Here is a 19,917-nt window from a genome sequence, read left to right as displayed (position 1 = left end):
ATTGGCGGGAACTGAACGGCAATGGAATGTTCCTGGAATCGAGCACAGAAATACAGGGACGAAAAAAAAGAACCCGCAGGTTCTTTTTTCACTATCTGGAGCGGGAGAAGAGTCTCGAACTCTCGACCTCAACCTTGGCAAGGTTGCGCTCTACCAACTGAGCTACTCCCGCATGGAGTCTTTACTCCCACCGCAAGTCGATTGAACTTGCGGCTTGAATTCTGGAGCGGGAGAAGAGTCTCGAACTCTCGACCTCAACCTTGGCAAGGTTGCGCTCTACCAACTGAGCTACTCCCGCATGGAGTTTCTTACTGCTGCTTTACTACTGCCATTTTCGCTACCTCCAGCAAACGCTGGAGCGGGAGAAGAGTCTCGAACTCTCGACCTCAACCTTGGCAAGGTTGCGCTCTACCAACTGAGCTACTCCCGCAGCGGAACAACATCTTATCAGAAAGCTTGCTGCACTTCCAGTACTACTTGCTACTCTTGCTGATGCGGCTCCCAAGAAACTGGAGCGGGAGAAGAGTCTCGAACTCTCGACCTCAACCTTGGCAAGGTTGCGCTCTACCAACTGAGCTACTCCCGCGTCATCAACAACAGGCCAGCATTATAGAGTAATTACGGGGGCTGTCAACGGTATAAACCATTAACGTTTATAAAATCTTACCGCGCCACTTACAGATTCCCGGCCTTTTCCTTGATCAAGGGCCAGGCCAGGCGCAGATAATAAAACATCGACCACACCGTCAGCACGCTGGCGATCCACAGCAGGCGGTTGCCCCAGACCTGCGTGTCGATCGCGCCGAACACCACTTCGTGGTACAGCAGCAGCGGAATGGCCGTCATTTGCGCGGCCGTCTTGATCTTGCCGATCGAGCTGACCGCCACCGATTTCGACGCGCCGATCTGCGCCATCCATTCGCGCAGCGCGGAAATGGCGATTTCGCGGCCGATGATGATAAACGCAAGCACCGCGTCGCAGCGCTCCAGCTGCACCAGCACCAGCAGCGCGCCGGCCACCATCAGCTTGTCGGCCACCGGATCGAGGAAGGCGCCGAAGGCCGAAGTCTGGTTCCAGCGCCGCGCCAGGAAACCGTCGAACCAGTCGGTGACGGCGGCGACGATGAACACCAGCGTGGCGACCAGGTTCTGGTCGCCGTGCAGCAGCAGCGACGGCGGCAGGTAAAACACGCCGACCACCAGCGGTATCAGTGCCACGCGCAACCAGGTCAAGAGTATCGGGATATTAAAAGGCATAGTGAAGAACAGACGAAAAATCAACCTGCCGGCTGGTGAATTAAACAAAGCGCCACTAGTCTACATGGCTCACGGGCATTACACTAGTGCACATTAATACAGCTGTTATTAATGCAGCTGTCTGTAAATCTCTTCGGCCAGCTGGTTCGAGATGCCTTCGACCGACATCAAATCCTCGACACTGGCGTCGACCACCCCGCGCAAGCCGCCGAAGCGCGCCAGCAGCTTCTGGCGCCGCTTGGCGCCGATGCCCTCGATCTCTTCCAGCCGCGAGGTCTGGCGCGTCTTGGCCCGCCTGGCGCGCATGCCGGTGATCGCAAAGCGGTGCGCCTCGTCGCGGATCTGCGCGATCAGCATCAGCGCCGCCGATTCCTTGCCCAGCTCCTGCGCCGCGCGGCCGTCGACGAACAGCAGCGTTTCCAGGCCGACCCGGCGCCCTTCTCCCTTGGCGACGCCGACGATCAAGCTGATATCGAGTCCCAGTTCGGCGAACACCTGGCGCGCCATTTCGATTTGCCCCTTGCCGCCGTCGATCAGCACCACGTCCGGCATCACGCCGTCGCCATTGGCCACTTTTTCATAACGCCGCATCAGCACCTGGCGCATCGCCGCGTAATCGTCGCCGGGCGTGATGTCGTTGATATTGTAGCGGCGGTATTCGCCGTTTTGCATCGCGTGGTGGTGGAACACCACGCACGAAGCCTGGGTCGCCTCGCCTTGGGTGTGGCTGATGTCGAAGCATTCGACGCGCAGGCTTTCCAGGTCGTCCGATTCCAGCTGCAACGCCTCGGCCAGCGCGCGCGTGCGCGACTGTTGCGAACCCTGTTCCGACAGCAGCCGCGCCAGCGAGATATCGGCGCCCTTCTGCGCCAGTTCCAGCCATAGCCGGCGCTGGCCCTGCGGCTGGAAAATCAGGTTGATGCGGTGGCCGCACTGCTCCATCAACGCCAGCATCAGCGCCGGCTGGTCGAATTCCAGGTTCAGGATCAGCGTGCCGGGGATGAATTTTCCGGTGTAGTGCTGGGCCAGGAAGGCGCTCAGCACCTCGACCTCGATGGCTTGCTCGGCGATCGCCGCCGCATCGCCGACCTGGGTCGGAAAATACGCCCGGTCGCCCAGGTGGCGGCCGCCGCGCACCATCGCCAGGTTGACGCAGGCGCGCCCGCCCTGCACGATGACGGCGATGATATCGACGTCGGCGTCGCCGGTGGTTTCCATGCTTTGCTGGTGCAGCACGCGCGACAGCGACGCAATCTGGTTGCGCACCACCACCGCCTGCTCGAACTTGAGTTCCTCGGCATAGGCGTGCATCTTCTTTTCCAGGTCCGCCAGCACTTCGCTCTGGCGCCCGCGCAGGAACCTGGCGGCGTTCTCGACGTCGATCCTGTAATCTTCCTTGCTGATCAAATTGACGCAAGGCCCGCTGCAGCGGCCGATCTGGTGCAGCAGGCACGGCCGGGTACGGTTGGCGTAGACGCTGTCTTCGCAAGTACGGATCAAAAACACCTTTTGCAGAATCTGCATCGATTCCTTGACCGCCCAGGAACTGGGGAAAGGTCCGAAATACTGGTTTTTCTTGTCCACCGCACCGCGGTAATACACCATCCGCGGCGCATCGCCGCCGGTGATCTTCAGGTAGGGGTACGACTTGTCGTCGCGGAACAGGATATTGAAGCGCGGGTGCAGCGTCTTGATCAGGTTGTTTTCCAGGATCAGCGCCTCGGCTTCGCTATGCGTGACCGTGGTTTCCAGCCGCGCGATGCGCTCGACCATCATCGCGATGCGCGGACTGGACAGATTCTTTTGAAAATAACTCGACACGCGCTTTTTCAGGTCGCGCGCCTTGCCGACGTACAGCACGGCGTCGCTGGCGTCGAAATAACGGTACACGCCCGGCAAATTAGGCAGCTTGGCGACGGTGGCCAACACCTCGGATTTTGGACTTGCTTCAGTCATTGCTTCATTCTTTTAAAACCGCAGTATCAGGCGGCTTGCTCGACGATGACGAAAGCCACCGCATATTCCGCTTCATCGCTGATGGTCACTTGGGCGCTGAGGCGGTTTTGCTGCATGAATTCGGCCAGCACGCCGCTGCAGACGATCATCGGCTTGCCGCTGGCATGGTTCAGCATTTGCGCGGCCGGCCAGGTCATCGGCATGTGGATGCCGAGCCCGATGGCTTTGGAGAACGCTTCCTTGGCGGCAAAACGGGTGGCCAGGAAACGCAGGCCGCGCAGCGGGCTCCTGACGCTGCGGGCACGGTATTTTTCCAGCTCCTGCGGCCCCAGGATCTTTTGCGCAAAGCGCTCCCCATGCCGGGCCAGCGCCGCTTCGATGCGCGGGATCTTGCAGATATCGGTGCCGATGCCGTAGATCATTTTACCCCCGAGGTTTTCCCCAACCGTGTCGCCACCATGATCGCCTTCATTTCACGCACCGCGTTTTCCCAGCCGGCAAACACGGCGTGGGCGACGATGGCGTGGCCAATATTCAGTTCGGCAATCTCCGGGATCGCGGCGATCGCTTGCACGTTGCTGTAATGCAAACCGTGGCCGGCATTGACTTTCAAGCCGCGCCCGACGCCGAACAGCACGCCGGCCTTGATGCGTTCCAGTTCCGCCAGTTGCTCGGCGCCGGCCGTGTCGGCGTAGCGCCCGGTATGCAATTCGATCACCGGCGCGCCGAGCTCGGCCGCGGCGCCGATCTGGGCCTCGTCGGCGTCGATGAACAGGCTGACGCGGATGCCCTCGCCCTGCAATTGCTTGACCGCCGCGGCGACTTCCTGGTAATAGCGCACCACGTCGAGGCCGCCCTCGGTGGTCACTTCGGTACGCTTTTCCGGCACCAGGCAGACGTCGGCCGGCTTGATGCGGCAGGCGAAGTCGATCATTTCCTGGGTCACCGCCGCTTCCAGGTTCATGCGGGTCAGCAATTGCGGCGCGATCGCGATCACGTCGGCGTCCTTGATGTGGCGCCGGTCTTCACGCAAATGCAGCGTGATGGCGTCGGCGCCGGCCTGTTCCGCCAGCAAGGCGGCGCGGATCGGGTCCGGATAAGCGGTGCCGCGCGCATTGCGCAGCGTCGCGACGTGGTCGATATTGACGCCCAGGTCGATGACCGGGCCGGACGGTTGCAAGAAGCTCATAGTGTGATCTCGGGTAGCTCGTATATCGGATAAAAGGCGTTATAACTGCATCAGGTCGATCAAAATCTGGCGCGTATTCAACGGCGCGCCGCCCAGGTGATGGGCCAGCAGGAAGCGCATCAGCAGCTTGCTTTGCGCCTGCGTGGTCGCATCAACGTAATCTTCGCGCTCCATGTCGAGCAGCGTCTTGCCGGACACGCGCGGCCACTGGTCCGATGCGCGCTCCGGACGCGGGCCCCGTTCCGGATCGACCACGTACACTTGCTGAGCGTCCACCGCGCGGCGGGTACCGGTACAATGGCCCAGGTCGGCCGCGACGCCGGTTTCCTTCAGCAGCGCCCGTTCGAACTTGCGCAGCACGATGGGGGCCGGCTCATTGTGCGCCAGTTGATTCAGTGTTGCAACGTAATGGTCGAACAACACCGGGTGCGGGTCGTCGCGCGCCAGCAATTTGACCAGCAATTCGTTCAGATAAAAGCCGCACAGCAGCGCGGTCTTTTCCAACGGCAACATACCGCCCACCCATTCTGCACCGGTCAGGATGCGCAATTCGGACTTGCCGGTCCAGCCGGCCGACAGCGGCTGGAAGGTTTGCAGCACGCCGCGCAATTGAGAATGGGGCCGCTTGGCGCCCTTGGCGACCAGCGCGATGCGGCCGTGATCGCGGGTGAACACGTCGACGATCAGGCTGGTTTCCTTGTGGGGATAGCTGTGCAGCACGAAGGCTGGCTGGCCGCTGATGCGGCCGTCGCTCCTGGGCGCGCGGCGCCGGGCCGGCGCCGCTGTGGCCATGACGGCTGGCGCCGCGGGATCGAGCGTGGAAGTGCTCATGCGCTTGGCAATAGTGGCAATGGTGGCCGTGGCTTATTCGTAACCGTAGGCACGCAAGCCGGCTTCGTTATCAGCCCAGCCGGATTTGACCTTGACCCAGATTTCCAGGTAGACCGGGCCGCCGAACAGTTTTTCCATGTCCAGCCGGGCCTGGGTCGACACTTCTTTCAGGCGCGCACCCTTGTTGCCGATGATCATAGATTTATGCGTGTCGCGCTCGACCAGGATGGCGGCGAATACGCGCCGCAAATCGCCCTCTTGCTCGAATTTCTCGATCAATACGGTGCTGGTGTACGGCAATTCGTCGCCGACGAAGCGGAACAGTTTTTCACGCACGATTTCCGACGCCAGGAATTTCTCGCTGCGGTCGGTAATGTCGTCCGGCCCGAAGATCGGCTGGTTTTCCGGCATGAAGCGCTTGATCTCGTTTTGCAAGCCTTCCAACTGGAAATGCAACTTGGCCGAGACCGGCACGATCGCCGCGAAATCGCGCTTGGCCGCGATTTGCTGGGCGAACGGCAGCAGGATGGCCTTGTCCTTGACGCGGTCCGACTTGTTGATCACCAGGATGCATGGCACTTCCTTCGGCAGCAGGTCCAGCACTTGCTGGTCGGCCGGGCCGAAAGTGCCCGCCTCGATCACGTACAGGATCACGTCCGACGAAATCAGGGTATTGGTGACGGTCTTGTTCAGCGTCTTGTTCAGCGCGTTCGAATGGCGGGTCTGGAAACCCGGCGTATCGACATAGATGAATTGCGCGTCGTCGACGGTCTGGATGCCGGTGATGCGGTGGCGCGTGGTCTGCGCCTTGCGCGAGGTAATGCTGACCTTGGCGCCGATCAGCACGTTCATCAGGGTCGATTTACCGACGTTGGGGCGGCCGACGATGGCGATATAACCACAGCGGAAGTTGGCGGGCGTAGGAGTGGCGGTCATGCTAGTGTCGATTCTGTTGAGTGTTGATGGCGATGGCGGCGACGCTGTCGGCGGCATCGCTCTGGTTGGTGGCGATGCCGGCCAGTTTCAGCTGGGCGGTGCGCGGCTTGGCCTTGCGGCTGGCGGCCGGGGTTTTCAGCAACGCCTGTTCCGCCACTTCCAGCGCCAGTTTGGCGGCGGCCTGCTCGCCGGCGCGGCGGCTGCCGCCACGGCCGTAGACCTGGATATTGAGCTTGGGGACCAGGCATTCGATTTCGAATTCCTGGCTGTGCGCCGCACCGTGGGTGGCCACCACATTGTATTGTGGCAAGGAGATTTTCTTACTTTGCAAAAATTCCTGGAGCAAGGTCTTGGCGTCCTTGCCCAGCGTTTGCGGGTCGACCGAGTCGAGGATGGGAATATAAAAGGCGCGGATCACGTCGCGCGCGGCATTGAAGCCGGTATCCAAAAAAATGGCGCCTAACAGCGCCTCCAGCGTGTCGGCCAAAATCGATGGGCGCCGGAAGCCGCCCGATTTCAATTCGCCTTCGCCGAGGCGCAGGAATTGCGACAACTCCAGTTTTTGCGCGATCTCATACAGCGATTGCTGCTTGACCAGGTTGGCGCGCAAACGCGACAGGTCGCCCTCGTCGATCGCATGGAAACGTTCGTAGAGGATCGAGGCGACCACGCAGTTGAGAATCGAGTCGCCTAAAAATTCCAGCCGCTCATTATGCAAACTGCTGTGGCTACGGTGCGTCAAGGCTTGCTGCAACAGGCCAGCATCCTGGAACGTATAGCCTAAACGGGTTTGCAATAACTGAAGATTCATTGTGGTTTCAATTCTGTTTATTCGGCAGGCTTGGCAAGCGGCGCCCCGCCCTTGGCGGTGCTGCCTGCGTAATCAAGCACCAGGCTTGCGGGCCCGATCAGCGGGATTTTCTTTTCATAGGCAAAGCTGACTTCGATCTGGCCGTCTTCGGCGCCGATCAGCAAGTCCTTGCCGCTAATGGAGTCGATATACGTGACGCTGGCGGTCTTGTCGAAGGCGTTCTGCACTTCGGCAGGCGTGCCGCCGGCCGCCTTGGCGCTCTTGATGGCGCCCAGGATGGCGCGGTATTCGACATAGGTCGGCACGATCTTGAAGCCGAGCAAGACCAGCATGCCCAGTACGGCCAGGACAAAAATCAAGCCCGTCAGCGACAAGCCTTGTTGCTTGCGAGCATGGCGCCCGATGTTGCCGATTCTGCTGTTACTCATGCCGCGCTCCCGGTCGCCGGTTTAATGGATGCCGCCTATGCGTTTCAAGTTGCCGGTATTCATCCAGACAAAAAATGCCTTACCGACGATGTTTTCATTGGGCACAAACCCCCAATAACGGCTGTCGGCGCTATTGTCGCGGTTGTCGCCCATCATGAAGTAATTACCTGCCGGAACCACGCAAGTAAAGCCGTCTTCGTTGTAGTCGCACGCTTCCTTGTGCGGAAAGTCGCTGACTTCGCCCAGGATCAGGGTCGGTTTTTCTTCATCGTTCAAGATGCGGTGCTGCACGCCGGTCAAGCCTTCTTGCAATTGCTTGTGGTAAATCGGCTTTTCATCGTCCAGGTAATCGTCCAGCGCGGTGTACTCGACCGGCTTGCCGTTCACCGTCAAACGCTTGTTTTCATAGGTGACTTTATCGCCCGGCACGCCGATGACGCGCTTGATGTAGTCTTGCGTCATATCCTTGGGGTACTTGAACACCATCACGTCGCCGCGCTGCGGATCGTTGACTTCGACGATGCGCTTGTTGATGATCGGCAGGCGTATACCATAGGTAAACTTGTTCACCAGGATCAAGTCGCCGACCAGCAAGGTCGGCACCATCGACGACGATGGAATCTTGAACGGCTCGTACAGGAAGGAACGCAGCACGAACACCAGCGCGATCACCGGGAAAAAGCTGCCCGAATATTCGACCCAGGTCGGCTGGCGCAGCAAGCCGGCTTCGATCGCCGCGCGGCTGACGCCAGGCTCGGTCTTGATGCCTTCGGCGGCGAACTTGGCCTGGCGCGCATCGTAGTCGGCCAGCGCGCGGTCGGCCGCGAGGCGGCGCTGTTTCGCCAGATAAAACACGTCCAGGCACCAGACCACGCCGGTCAACACCATCAATACGAACAGGATTAAAGCGAAATTTCCTAAGATCACTTGCAGGTTCATCATGCGTCCACTTGTAAAATTGCCAGGAATGCTTCTTGCGGGATCTCGACGGAACCCACTTGTTTCATGCGTTTCTTACCTGCTTTTTGTTTCTCCAGCAATTTCTTCTTACGGCTGATATCGCCGCCATAACATTTCGCCAGCACGTTCTTGCGCAAGGCCTTGACGTTTTCACGCGAAATGATGTTGGCGCCGATGGTCGCCTGGATCGCCACGTCGAACATCTGGCGCGGGATCAGTTCGCGCATCTTGGCGGCCACCTGGCGGCCACGGTACTGGCTGTTGGAACGGTGCACGATAATCGCCAGCGCATCGACTTTTTCGCTGTTGATCAGCATGTCGACCTTGACTACGTCGGCCGCGCGGTATTCCTTGAACTCGTAATCCATCGACGCATAACCGCGCGACGTCGATTTCAGGCGGTCGAAGAAGTCCAGCACGATCTCGGCCATCGGCATTTCATAGATCAGCTTGACCTGGCGGCCGTGATAGCTCATGTCCATCTGCACGCCGCGCTTGGCGATGCACAACGTGATCACCGAGCCGACGTATTCCTGCGGCATGTACAGATTGATCGTGACGATAGGCTCGCGCACTTCTTCGATGCGCGACGGGTCCGGCATCTTCGACGGATTGTCGACATTGATCACGCTGCCGTCGCGCTGCACCACTTCGTACACCACGGTCGGCGCGGTGGTGATCAAATCCATGTCGAATTCGCGTTCCAGGCGCTCCTGCACGATTTCCATGTGCAGCAAGCCGAGGAAACCGCAGCGGAAGCCGAAGCCCAGCGCCTGCGACACTTCCGGCTCGTACATCAGCGCGGCGTCGTTCAATTTCAATTTTTCCAGCGAGTCGCGCAGCGCGTCGTATTGGTTCGCCTCGACCGGGAACAGGCCGGCGAACACTTGCGGCTGCACTTCCTTAAAACCCGGCAATGGTTGCGGCGCCGGACGGCTGGCCAGCGTCACGGTATCGCCGACCTTGGCGGCCTTCAATTCCTTGATGCCGGCAATGATGAAGCCGACCTGGCCGGCCGACAGCATCGGCAGCGATTGCGAGCGCGGCGAAAACACGCCGATATCTTCCACCAGTTGCACCGAATCGGTGGCCATCAGGCGGATCTTGTCTTTCGGGCGCAAGGTGCCGTTGACCACGCGCACCAGCATCACCACGCCGACATAATTGTCGAACCACGAATCGACGATCAGCGCTTGCAGCGGCGCGTCCGGGTCGCCCTTCGGCGGCGGTACTTTCAAGATCAGCGATTCCAGCACGTCTTGCACGCCGAGGCCGGTCTTGGCCGAGCAATGCACGGCGTCGGCCGCGTCGATGCCGATGACGTCTTCGATCTCGGCGATGGCGCTCGGAGGATCGGCGTTCGGCAAGTCGATTTTATTGAGTACCGGCACCACTTCGACGCCCAGGTCGAGCGCGGTGTAGCAGTTGGCCACCGTTTGCGCTTCGACGCCTTGCGACGCGTCGACCACCAGCAGCGCGCCTTCGCAGGCCGACAGCGAACGGCTGACTTCGTAGCTGAAGTCGACGTGGCCCGGGGTGTCGATCAAATTCAGGTTATAGATTTCGCCGTTGCGGGCCTTGTAGTGCAGCGCCGCCGTCTGCGCCTTGATGGTAATGCCGCGTTCGCGCTCCAGATCCATCGAATCGAGCACCTGCGCTTCCATCTCGCGGTCGGACAAGCCGCCGCACAATTGAATGATGCGGTCGGCCAAGGTCGATTTACCGTGGTCGATGTGGGCGATGATGGAGAAATTGCGTATGTTGTTCATTAACAAATATAAATGCGAAGTTGACGACACTGCTTACTGGGTTGTCCGGGGACAAAAAACCGGACCAGGCCCGGCACCCCACACAATGATAAAAAAAGCGCTCCGATCGGGGCGATGATGCCCCATGCGAGCGCCTTTGAAGCGACAGAAGCTGCTGCATCCGACAGGAGCTTTTTTCGACCACCCCATTTTACCGGATTTCAGAGTAGAAAGCCCGTGTTATGACATGCAGCCACGGGCATCGATGCAATTTCACCCACATTTTACGGCCAAAACAAGGCGGATGCGGCTTAAAATTTTATTTTTAATAACATTAAGTGACAGTCACTACGGCGTCCAGATAATCGCGCACGCGCTGCTCATCGAGGAAATAATGGCATAACTCGGGCTGGTCCAGATCGCCGAACAGCACCGGCACCAGCTCATCGTAGCGCTTTACCAGCGCTGCGTCGCTATCGATATCGATCACCTCGACCGTAAACGGACGCGCTGACCCGTTTAATGCCGACAAGGCGTCGAGCATGTCGCTGCATAAATGGCAATAACTGCGGGAATACAGGGTGAAGTGCGGGGTCAAGTACATGGGCGCAAAGGTCAATGCCAGGAGCCGCAGCCCCTGGCCAGATTAAGATGGCGGACCGCTTATTTTGCCGACGGGCGCAGCGACACATATTGCGACGTATCGCCGCGGCGCACCAGCACCACCGACGCTTTTTTCGGATCGAGCCTGGCGACCACCGCATTGAATTGCTTGGCGTCCTTGATGCCGGTGTTATTCACCTGCAAGATCACATCGCCCGCCTGCAAGCCCGCCGCGGCCGCCACGCCATCGGCGTCTTCGACCAGCACGCCGGCGTCGACTTTCAATTCCTTGCGCTTGACATCGCTCAAGTCGCTGACCGTCAAGCCCAGCGCGTTCGACGGCTGCTCGTCGGCCGGCGCCTTGGTGCCGGCCTTCTTGCCGGCCTTCTTGTCGTTTTCCAGCTCGACCACGGTGACCGGCACTTCTTGCAGCGCGCCCTTGCGCCAGACCGTCACAGTGGCCTTGCTGTTGACGGCGGTGCCGCCGACCAGGCGCGGCAAGTCCGACGAACGTTCGATTTGCACGCCGTTGAACTTGAGAATGATGTCGCCAGCCTTGATACCGCCCTTGTCGGCCGGACCGCCCGGTTCGACCATCGACACTTGCGCGCCCTTGGCGTCCTTCAAGCCCAGCGATTCGGCCACTTCCTTGCTCAGTTCGCCAATTTGCACGCCGATGCGGCCGCGCGTGACCTTGCCGGCTTTCTTCAATTGATCGCCGACCCGCATCGCTTCATCGATCGGCACCGCAAAGGAAATGCCGTTATAACCACCCGACAAGGTTGCGATTTGCGAGTTGATGCCGATCACCTCGCCGCGCATATTGATCAGCGGGCCGCCCGAATTGCCGGGATTGACGGCCACGTCGCTCTGGATCAGCGGCAGATAATCGCCGGTATCGCGCGACTTGGCGGAAATAATACCCGCAGTAACCGAGTTTTCCAGGTTGAATGGCGAACCGATCGCGATCACCCATTCGCCCACGCGAATCTTGCTGGAATCGCCCATCGTCAGGCGCGGCAGGCTGGCGCCCTCGATTTTCAGCAATGCGACGTCGGTGCGCGCGTCGGCACCCAGCACCTTGGCCTTGAATTCGCGCTTGTCGGTCAGCGTCACATACACTTCATCGGCGCCATCGACCACATGGGCGTTGGTCAGCACATAACCGTCGGCCGAAATGATGAAGCCGGAACCGACGCCGCGCTGCACTTCCTGTTCTTGCGGCACGGGCGCTGGACGGCCGCGGCGCGGCGCCTGCTGGCGCGGCGACGGCTGGCCCGGCGACAGTTGCGGCGGCAATGCGCCGCCAAAGAAGCGGCGCAAAAATTCCTGCATTTCAGCCTCGTCGCTGCCGCCCTGCCCCGGCTGGCTCAGCTTCAGGCGCTCGGTAGTACGGATATTGACCACCGCCGGGCCGACCTTGTCGACCAGGTCGGTAAAATCGGGCAAGCCGGCCACCGCGGCCGCCTGCGCGGCCGGCGCCAGGCCGGCCATGGCGGGCGCAAACAATACACCGGCACTGATCAGCAGCGCGGAAAGAGTCTTACTACCGGCAGAAATATTTTTTTTCATGAAAAGTATCGCTTGAGTATGCTTGAGTATTGAAAGGGAAATGCAGAATGACGCTGCACACGTAATGCACCAGCCTGCTATTGCATGGCAGCAATAGGCATTAATGCATGGTAAGCGAAAACGCTCCATCACGCCCACACCAGATATTGTGCAGACAATGTTTTTCAAGAGCATGGCGCATAAAAACCTGCCGCGCGAGGCGTGACGCCCTCAGGACAGGCTGCCGGCCCGCAGCGGCACGGCAACGGCGCTATCGGCCGGTTCGCTGGCAGATCTACTGGCAGGCTCGCTGGAAGCTCCCCCCGCAGCATCGTGCTCGGCCGCCAGCCGCGCCGCCAGTTGTGCGCTGAAGCCGCCGCTCAAGTCGAAACCGCAATCGTCGGAGCGCAAGGCATGGCCGATCTGGTGGTAGGCATTCCAGGCCGCCCGCCCATCGGGCGTATCGAGCGCGGCAAAGGCCAGCTCGACTTCATGTTCGGCCAGTTCGCCATCGGCCAGCGCCGAGATATTTTCATGCAATCGTTTTTGCGTATCCATCACAGTTCCTGCCATATGAAGATCGTTGCGCGTGGAAGCCCAAGCAAACTCTGCCGTTGTCTTGCCTATAATCACTGGATTCACCAGCGTTTGTCAATCGGCATATCCAACAAAGGTTTCAATTTTTCCGCAATAACTTCGCGCGCGCGGAAAATCCGGCTGCGCACGGTGCCGATCGGACAGACCATGATGGCGGAAATTTCTTCGTAGCTCAGGCCTTCTATTTCTCGCAGCACGATGGCGGTACGCAATTCCAACGGCAATAAATCCATCGCCGCATTGACGGTTTCAGCAATCTGCTTGCTCGCCAGCATGGATTCCGGCGTATTGATGTCACGCAAATGATCGCCATCTTCGAACGATTCGGCTTGCTCGGAGCCTGAATCGGTCGATGTCGGCGTACGCCGCCCCTGGGTCACCAGGAAATTCTTGGCGGTATTGATACCGATCCGGTATAACCATGTATAAAATGCCGAATCGCCGCGAAAATGCTTCAAAGCGCGGTACGCCTTGATAAACGTTTCTTGCACCACATCTTCCGCTTCCGCCGGGTCATGCACCAGGCGCGACACGAGACGCATCAGCCGGCGCTGATATTTCGACACCAGCGCATCGAATGCCCGTTTGTCACCTGCCTGGACCCGCTCGACCAGCAATTGGTCGCACTCGCGTTCTGTACTCACTGCCGATCCTCGGTGGCATGCAGCGCGGATCTCCATATAGCTATAGAGTTGGCCCGTTGCAAGAAGTTCAGTATTCGGTCAATTTTTTTGTTCGATGTCGGCGCCGCGTCCGGCAATTGCCCGGCACGCCACGGCCAGCCCCCGGAAATCCGTGCAACAGGCCTGCCCCGGCCAGACCGGCAACACGCCGATGCGCCCCGCCTCGCCGCGCAAGCGCAGCAGCAATAATCCCGGCCACAAGGTCGAACCCGCCTGCAGTTCGACCGTGCGTCCATCGTCCCCTCCCGCTTCCAGATATACCGCCAGCCGCATCGAACCGACCCCGGATATATCAAGCCGCTGCGGCTTTATGTGCTGGCGCAGAAAAAACAGTAAAAACCCGCCGCCGGCGATGCTCGCGGCCGCCCCCGGCCAACGCCACGCATGCGCATCGCCGCCGGCCGCCAGCACGGCGCCGGCGGCCAGTCCGCCAACGGCAAAGCACGCCTGCAAAAGACGCAGGCAAACAGAAGGACGGACGACGGCAGACACGGCAATCGACATGACTGGTTTTCAAAGGGAAGAACAAAGTGGCACTATGCCCAGGCGCGCCGGCGACATGCCGGGCAAATTCAGGCGCCAACGAGCGTTGGCGCCGAATTAGCGCTCACATGGTTTGACCCACGTGAGCGCTAAAAAGTTCAAGCGTTTTTAAAGCGGACCTCAGGCCTTGCCGAAGACCAGCGTGCCATTCGTGCCGCCGAAGCCGAACGAATTCTTGACCGCATAATCGATCTTCATGTCACGTGCCGTGTTGGCGCAGAAGTCCAGGTCGCACGCCGGATCCTGGTTGAAGATGTTGATGGTAGGAGGCGACACCTGGTGGTGGATCGCCAATACCGTAAACACTGCTTCCAGGCCGCCCGCGCCGCCCAGCAAATGGCCGGTCATCGACTTGGTCGAATTGACTACCAGATTCTTTGCATGGTCGCCGAAGGTGCGTTTGATGCCCATGACTTCCGCCAGGTCGCCTTGCGGGGTCGACGTGCCGTGTGCATTGACATAATCGATCTGGTCCGGATTCAGGCCAGAGTTTTTCAGGGCAGAAATCACCGACTTGCTGCCGCCACTACCATCTTCCAGCGGCGAGGTCATGTGATAAGCATCGGCGCTCATCCCAAAACCATGCAATTCAGCATAGATCTTCGCGCCGCGCGCAACCGCATGATCGTACTCTTCGAGCACCATCACGCCGGCGCCTTCGCCGAGCACAAAACCGTCGCGGTCCCGGTCCCACGGACGCGATGCCGTTGCCGGATCGTCGTTACGTGCGGACAGGGCGCGGGCCGAGGCGAAACCGCCCAGACCCAGCGGCGACACGGTCGATTCCGCGCCGCCGGCGATCATCACGTCGGCGTCGCCGTACTCGATCAAACGCGCCGCCGCACCGATGCTGTGCAAGCCGGTGGTGCAGGCGGTGACGATGGACAGGTTAGGCCCACGCATGCCGTATTTGATCGAAAGATTACCAGAGATCATGTTAATGATCGAAGCCGGCACGAAAAATGGCGAAATGCGGCGCGGGCCGCGCTTGTCATATTCGGTCTTGGTTTCTTCGATCATCGGCAAGCCGCCGATGCCGGAACCGATGATCACGCCGATGCGATCGGCGTTCTCTTCGGTGACAGCGATCCCGGAATCCTGGATCGCCTGGATGCCGGCCGCCATGCCGTAATGGATAAAGGTATCCATGTGGCGCGCTTCCTTGCCGGTAATGTAGTCTTCGATATTAAAACCTTTGACTTCACCTGCAAAGTGAGTGCTGAACGGCAGTGCATCGAACTTGGTGATCGTGGCGATGCCGGATTTTCCCTCGACGATTGCGCTCCACGCCTCGGCAATAGTATTGCCGACAGGTGAAATGCAGCCCAGGCCGGTAACGACGACACGACGGTTTTTAGAACGGCTCAAGCGATTCTCCTGAAGTCGGTCAGACAGGCTTAGGCCTTGACGTGTGCAGTGGCGTAGTCGATAGCCTGTTGCACGGTGGTGATCTTTTCAGCTTGTTCGTCAGGGATTTCCATTTCGAATTCGTCTTCCAGGGCCATCACCAGTTCGACGGTGTCCAGGGAGTCCGCGCCGAGGTCGTCGACGAAGGAGGATTCGATTTTGATGTCTGCTTCTGCAACGCCCAGTTGCTCAGCGACGATTTTCTTAACGCGTTGTTCGATATCCGACATGTTATAACTCCATTGTGTGTGTTACGGAAAGTGCGCGCATTTTATCAGGTTTGCGCGTCCGAATACTAATTTCGGCGTCTGCTGCTAATTCAACCGAATTTACTGCTAAAAGATGCGATTATAAACACAAATATAACGCCGCTTCTTCAAAAAGACCGCTACGGCGGCGCGCTTCGGGTTCACCGGGCATCAACCGGGCCTCAATTCATGTACATGCCGCCGTTCACGTGCAGCGTGGTGCCCGTGATGTAGGCCGCTTGCGGCGACGCCAGGAACGATACGGCGGCGGCGATATCTTCCGGCTTGCCAAGGCGCGCCAGCGGAATTTGCGTCAGCAAGGCGGCGTGCTGCTCGTCGCCCAGCGCCTTGGTCATGTCGGTATCGATGAAACCCGGCGCGACGCTGTTGACGGTGATGTTGCGGCTGCCGATTTCACGCGCCAGCGCGCGGCCCATGCCTTCTACGCCAGCCTTGGCCGCCGCGTAATTCATCTGCCCCGGATTGCCGGTCGAACCGACCACCGAGGTGATGTTGATGATGCGGCCAGCCTTGGCCTTCATCATGCCGCGCAACACGGCGCGCGACAAACGGCCGACCGCGCTCAGGTTGGTCAGGATGACGTTGTCCCACTCTTCATCCTTCATGCGCATCGCCAATTGGTCTTGCGTGATGCCGGCGTTGTTCACCAGGATCGATACGCTGCCATACGATTTCTGCACTTCATCGATGACCGCCGCGCAACGCGCCGCATCGGTGACATTCAGTACCACGCCCTTGCCGACGCTTGCCACGCCGAGTTCCGCGGCGACCGTGGCCAGGTAATCGGAAATGGCGGCGGCGCCCGCTTCGGTGGTGGCGGTGCCGACCACTGTAGCACCCTGCTTTGCCAGCTCGACGGCGATGGCGCGGCCGATGCCGCGCGAAGCGCCGGTGACCAGCGCGATTTGATTGACTAAATTCATGGTTGTCCTTAATGCCTGACTGATTGAGGTTACCGCACAAGCGGCGGCGGCACTGCTTGCCGCACCGCCTGCCTTGGGTACTGATTACTTAAGCAAAGCCAAAATACGTTCCAGCGACGCCTGGTCGACGATCGCGTCGCCCACCAGCGATGCATCGATGCGCTTGGTCAAGCCCATCAATACCTTGCCGGGGCCGCACTCGACCACTTGCGTGATGCCGTCGGCGGCGACTTTCTGCATCGTCTCGACCCAGCGCACAGGACTCGCGGCCTGGCGCACCAGCGCATCCTTGATGCTGGCCGGATCGCTGACCACCGCCACATCGACGTTGTTGATCAGCGCGATGTGCGGCGCCGAGAAATGCAGCTCGGCCATATAGTCGCGCAAGCGGTCGGAAGCCGGCTTCAGCAGCGTCGAATGGAATGGCGCCGACACCGGCAATTTCATCGCGCGCTTGGCGCCCTTGGCCTTGGCCAGTTCACAGGCGCGCTCGACCGCGGCGGTATGGCCGGCGATCACAACTTGCGCAGGCGCATTGAAATTGACCGCCTCGACCACCAGCGCCGGATCGGCCGCGATCGCTTCAATACAAGCGGCGCGCACATCGTCGTCCGACAAACCGAGCACCACCGCCATGCTGCCCTGGCCGACCGGCACGGCTTCCTGCATCGCCTGGGCGCGGAAGCGCACCAGCGGCACCGCATCCTTGAAGGAGATCACGCCGGCGGCGACCAGCGCCGAATATTCGCCCAGACTATGGCCGGCCACCACCGACGGCAGCGGACCGCCGGCGGCGATCCACGCGCGGTACACCGCCACGGCGGCGGTCAGCATCACTGGCTGGGTATTGGTGGTCAGGTCGAGTTCTTCTTTCGGACCTTCGGCGATCAGCTTGCCGAGATCGAACTGCAACGCGTCCGACGCTTCAGCAACAGTCTGCGCAACCAGCGGATTGCCGGCAAAACCGTCGAGCATCGCAATCGCTTGCGAACCTTGACCGGGAAAAACAAATGCAAATTGAGTCATGTGATATCCATCCAAAACCGAGGTGTTGATGCTACATACGCGCCAGCACGGCGCCCCAGGTGAAGCCGCCGCCTACGCCTTCCATCATCACATTGTCGCCCTTTTTGACGCGGCCATCGCGCACTGCAAGATCCAGCGCCAGCGGAATCGATGCGGCGGAGGTGTTGCCATGCTGGTCGACCGTCACCACCATCTTTTCAGGCGGCAAACCAAGTTTCTTGGCCGTGCTGTTCATGATGCGGATATTGGCTTGATGCGGGATCAGCCAGTCGATCTGGTCGGCGCTCATGTTGGCGTGCTGCAACGCTTCGTGGGCCACTTTTTCCAGCACCGACACGGCCAGCTTGAATACCGCCGGACCATCCATGTACAGGAAGGCGCTGCCGGCCAGCGCGCCGCCGTCCGGATTGCCCGGTACGCTCAGGATGTGCGAATGGCGGCCGTCGGCGTGCAATTTGGTGGCCAGCACGCCGGGCTCTTCCGAAGCGGTCATGACGATCGCGCCGGCGCCGTCGCCGAACAGCACGCAGGTGGTGCGGTCGTCGAAATTGAGGATGCGCGAAAACACTTCGGCGCCAATCACCAGCACGTTCTTATGCATGCCGGACTTGATGAAGCTGTCGGCGGTCGCCACCGCGTAGACAAAACCGCTGCACACCGCTTGCACGTCGACTGCCGCGCAATGGTTGGTGATGCCGAGTTTTTCCTGGACGATGCAGGCGGTGCTGGGGAAGCTGCCAAAGAAATCAGGGGTCGAACTGGCCACGATGATCAGGTCCAGGTCATTGCCCTGCAAACCGGCCATCTCCAGCGCTTTTTTAGCCGCCGCGACGCCGAGGTCGGACGAATTCTGCTCCGGCGCCGCATAGTGGCGCGCCGAAATGCCGCTGCGCGACACGATCCATTCGTCCGAGGTTTCAATGCCCTTGGCCGCCAGTTGCGCGGTCAAGTCATGGTTAGTGACGCGTTTTTCTGGCAGATAGCTGCCGGTACCGATAATTTTACTGTACAAAGTCATGCCGCTTACCGTCCACTAAATAGTTGAGCTTGGTACTTCCTGTGTGACTGGCTCACGCGGCATCAGGTCGGCGATCATGGTCGACAAGTGCGCGAGCACGTCATTTTTTGCCGCATCATACGCCCGTTTGATCGCCCATTCAAAGGAATATGCATCCGCCCCGCCATGGCTCTTGAACACCAGGCCGCGCAAACCCAGCAGGCTGGCGCCATTGTAGCGCGATGGATTGAGCCGGTTCGAGATCGCTTTCAGCGCCCCCCTGGCAATCAGCGCGCCCAGCATCGTCAGCGGATTGCGCTTGAATTCGGAGGTCATCACATCCTTGACGAAACGCGCCAGGCCTTCGATCGATTTCAAGGTGACGTTGCCGACAAAACCGTCGCAGACGACGATATCGGTGGTGCCCTTGAAAATATCGTTGCCTTCGACATTGCCAAAGAAATTCAGCGCGCCGCGCTGGTGGTCGGCCTGCAGCAGTTTGGCGGTCAATTTCACCGCTTCATTGCCCTTGATATCTTCGGTGCCGACATTGAGCAGGCCGATGGTCGGACGGGCGATGCCTTCCATCGCCGTGACCAGCACCGACCCCATGATGGCGAACTGGTGCAAATGGTGCGGTTCGCAATCGACGTTGGCGCCCAGGTCCAGCATATAGGTCGGACCATTCTTTTGATTTGGCAAGACGCTGCAAATGGCCGGGCGGTCGACGCCGGCCATGGTCTTGAGCACGTAGCGCGATACCGCCATCAAGGCCGCCGTATTGCCGGCCGACACAGACGCCTGCGTCCGGCCATCCTTGACTTGTTCGATCGCCACGCGCATCGACGAATCCTTCTTGCGGCGCAAGGCCACCTCGAGCGGATCGTCCATCGTGATTTGCTCGGAAGCGTGCAGTACCGTCAGGCGCGGATGCGCTTCGGCTTTATGTTTTTTCAGTTCGGCGCGGATCACGTCTTCCAATCCCACCAGGATCAGTTCAGCGTCGGGTTCGCGGTTGATGAAGGAAATTGCTGCGGGAATAGTGACCGAGGGACCATGATCTCCGCCCATGCAGTCGATAGAAATTTTGATTGTCATTGTTTTGATTCAATACCGCGCAGGGAGTGCGGCAAGGGGCGTCAGCCAGAGCATGAGCCAGCCAGAGTCAGCGTGATTCAAAATGACGGTGTGCAAAAGAACAT

21 protein-coding genes and 4 tRNA genes are annotated in these 19,917 nt (G+C 59.8%); all 25 read right to left on the bottom strand.

Translation table 11 applies throughout. From position 1 onward, the window contains the following. Positions 1–96 precede the first annotated feature (96 nt). Positions 97–172, bottom strand: a tRNA-Gly gene (locus GJA_RS07660). Positions 173–222: 50 nt separating this feature from the next. Next, positions 223–298 (bottom strand) — tRNA-Gly (locus GJA_RS07655). A gap of 56 nt (positions 299–354) precedes the next feature. After that, a tRNA-Gly gene (locus GJA_RS07650) sits at positions 355–430 on the bottom strand. 80 nt (positions 431–510) lie between these two features. Then, a tRNA-Gly gene (locus tag GJA_RS07645) sits at positions 511–586 on the bottom strand. A gap of 89 nt (positions 587–675) precedes the next feature. Further along, positions 676–1,257 (bottom strand): CDP-diacylglycerol--glycerol-3-phosphate 3-phosphatidyltransferase, encoded by a 582-nt coding sequence (pgsA, locus tag GJA_RS07640; RefSeq protein WP_038490645.1) that lies wholly within the window; start codon positions 1,255–1,257, stop codon positions 676–678. Positions 1,258–1,365: 108 nt separating this feature from the next. Next, a complete protein-coding gene (gene uvrC, locus GJA_RS07635; RefSeq protein WP_038490642.1) occupies positions 1,366–3,213 on the bottom strand; it encodes an excinuclease ABC subunit UvrC in 1,848 nt (615 codons plus the stop codon). Positions 3,214–3,239: 26 nt separating this feature from the next. Further along, a complete protein-coding gene (gene acpS / locus GJA_RS07630) occupies positions 3,240–3,635 on the bottom strand; it encodes a holo-ACP synthase (RefSeq protein WP_038490640.1) in 396 nt (131 codons plus the stop codon). Next, a complete protein-coding gene (gene pdxJ, locus GJA_RS07625) occupies positions 3,632–4,402 on the bottom strand; it encodes a pyridoxine 5'-phosphate synthase (protein WP_038490637.1) in 771 nt (256 codons plus the stop codon). Before pdxJ ends, acpS begins: the two co-directional genes overlap by 4 nt. Positions 4,403–4,441: 39 nt before the next feature. Next, positions 4,442–5,233 (bottom strand): DNA repair protein RecO, encoded by a 792-nt coding sequence (gene recO, locus GJA_RS07620; protein ID WP_038490634.1) that lies wholly within the window; start codon positions 5,231–5,233, stop codon positions 4,442–4,444. Positions 5,234–5,266: 33 nt separating this feature from the next. Next, the gene (gene era / locus GJA_RS07615) at positions 5,267–6,169 is read right to left on the bottom strand and encodes a GTPase Era (protein ID WP_038490631.1); all 903 of its coding nucleotides are present in this window, start codon (positions 6,167–6,169) and stop codon (positions 5,267–5,269) included. A 1-nt stretch (position 6,170) separates the two neighbouring features. Beyond that, the gene (gene rnc / locus GJA_RS07610; protein ID WP_038490629.1) at positions 6,171–6,980 is read right to left on the bottom strand and encodes a ribonuclease III; all 810 of its coding nucleotides are present in this window, start codon (positions 6,978–6,980) and stop codon (positions 6,171–6,173) included. A 17-nt stretch (positions 6,981–6,997) separates the two neighbouring features. Continuing rightward, positions 6,998–7,408 carry a DUF4845 domain-containing protein gene (locus GJA_RS07605; RefSeq protein ID WP_038490626.1) on the bottom strand — a complete coding sequence of 137 codons (411 nt, stop codon included), beginning with the start codon at positions 7,406–7,408 and terminating at the stop codon, positions 6,998–7,000. A gap of 21 nt (positions 7,409–7,429) precedes the next feature. Next, a complete protein-coding gene (lepB, locus tag GJA_RS07600) occupies positions 7,430–8,347 on the bottom strand; it encodes a signal peptidase I (RefSeq protein ID WP_038490624.1) in 918 nt (305 codons plus the stop codon). Then, a complete protein-coding gene (lepA, locus tag GJA_RS07595; protein WP_038490621.1) occupies positions 8,347–10,137 on the bottom strand; it encodes a translation elongation factor 4 in 1,791 nt (596 codons plus the stop codon). The genes lepB and lepA overlap by 1 nt, the downstream gene beginning before the upstream one ends. Before the next feature lie 313 nt (positions 10,138–10,450). Then, entirely contained in the window at positions 10,451–10,720 is a 270-nt protein-coding gene (locus tag GJA_RS07590; RefSeq protein WP_038490619.1) for a glutaredoxin family protein, read from the bottom strand. 59 nt (positions 10,721–10,779) lie between these two features. Further along, positions 10,780–12,291 carry a DegQ family serine endoprotease gene (locus tag GJA_RS07585; protein ID WP_038490616.1) on the bottom strand — a complete coding sequence of 504 codons (1,512 nt, stop codon included), beginning with the start codon at positions 12,289–12,291 and terminating at the stop codon, positions 10,780–10,782. 210 nt (positions 12,292–12,501) lie between these two features. Further along, positions 12,502–12,828, bottom strand: a complete 327-nt coding sequence (locus GJA_RS07580) for a sigma-E factor negative regulatory protein (protein ID WP_038490613.1) — start codon at positions 12,826–12,828, stop codon at positions 12,502–12,504. Between the two features lie 80 nt (positions 12,829–12,908). Continuing rightward, positions 12,909–13,547: an RNA polymerase sigma factor RpoE gene (gene rpoE / locus GJA_RS07575; protein ID WP_051780420.1), complete on the bottom strand. Its 639-nt coding sequence runs from the start codon at positions 13,545–13,547 to the stop codon at positions 12,909–12,911. A 42-nt stretch (positions 13,548–13,589) separates the two neighbouring features. Next, a complete protein-coding gene (locus GJA_RS07570; RefSeq protein ID WP_144241443.1) occupies positions 13,590–14,054 on the bottom strand; it encodes a hypothetical protein in 465 nt (154 codons plus the stop codon). Between the two features lie 159 nt (positions 14,055–14,213). Next, entirely contained in the window at positions 14,214–15,461 is a 1,248-nt protein-coding gene (fabF, locus tag GJA_RS07565; protein WP_038490604.1) for a beta-ketoacyl-ACP synthase II, read from the bottom strand. Positions 15,462–15,490: 29 nt separating this feature from the next. Further along, the gene (acpP, locus tag GJA_RS07560) at positions 15,491–15,730 is read right to left on the bottom strand and encodes an acyl carrier protein (RefSeq protein WP_008449912.1); all 240 of its coding nucleotides are present in this window, start codon (positions 15,728–15,730) and stop codon (positions 15,491–15,493) included. Positions 15,731–15,930: 200 nt separating this feature from the next. After that, positions 15,931–16,692, bottom strand: coding sequence for a 3-oxoacyl-ACP reductase FabG (fabG, locus tag GJA_RS07555; RefSeq protein ID WP_038490599.1), 762 nt, complete (start codon positions 16,690–16,692; stop codon positions 15,931–15,933). Between the two features lie 84 nt (positions 16,693–16,776). After that, the gene (fabD, locus tag GJA_RS07550) at positions 16,777–17,718 is read right to left on the bottom strand and encodes an ACP S-malonyltransferase (RefSeq protein ID WP_038490596.1); all 942 of its coding nucleotides are present in this window, start codon (positions 17,716–17,718) and stop codon (positions 16,777–16,779) included. A gap of 31 nt (positions 17,719–17,749) precedes the next feature. Beyond that, complete coding sequence (locus GJA_RS07545; protein WP_038490594.1) at positions 17,750–18,736, bottom strand: beta-ketoacyl-ACP synthase III; 987 nt, start codon at positions 18,734–18,736, stop codon at positions 17,750–17,752. A gap of 15 nt (positions 18,737–18,751) precedes the next feature. Beyond that, positions 18,752–19,813, bottom strand: coding sequence for a phosphate acyltransferase PlsX (gene plsX, locus GJA_RS07540; protein WP_038490591.1), 1,062 nt, complete (start codon positions 19,811–19,813; stop codon positions 18,752–18,754). Positions 19,814–19,917: the final 104 nt, after the last annotated feature.

Origin of the sequence: Janthinobacterium agaricidamnosum NBRC 102515 = DSM 9628 (genome assembly GCF_000723165.1) — a bacterium.
Lineage (GTDB): Bacteria > Pseudomonadota > Gammaproteobacteria > Burkholderiales > Burkholderiaceae_D > Janthinobacterium > Janthinobacterium agaricidamnosum.
The sequence above is the reverse complement of the archived record's forward strand: the minus strand, read 5'-3'. Positions and strand labels throughout refer to the sequence as shown.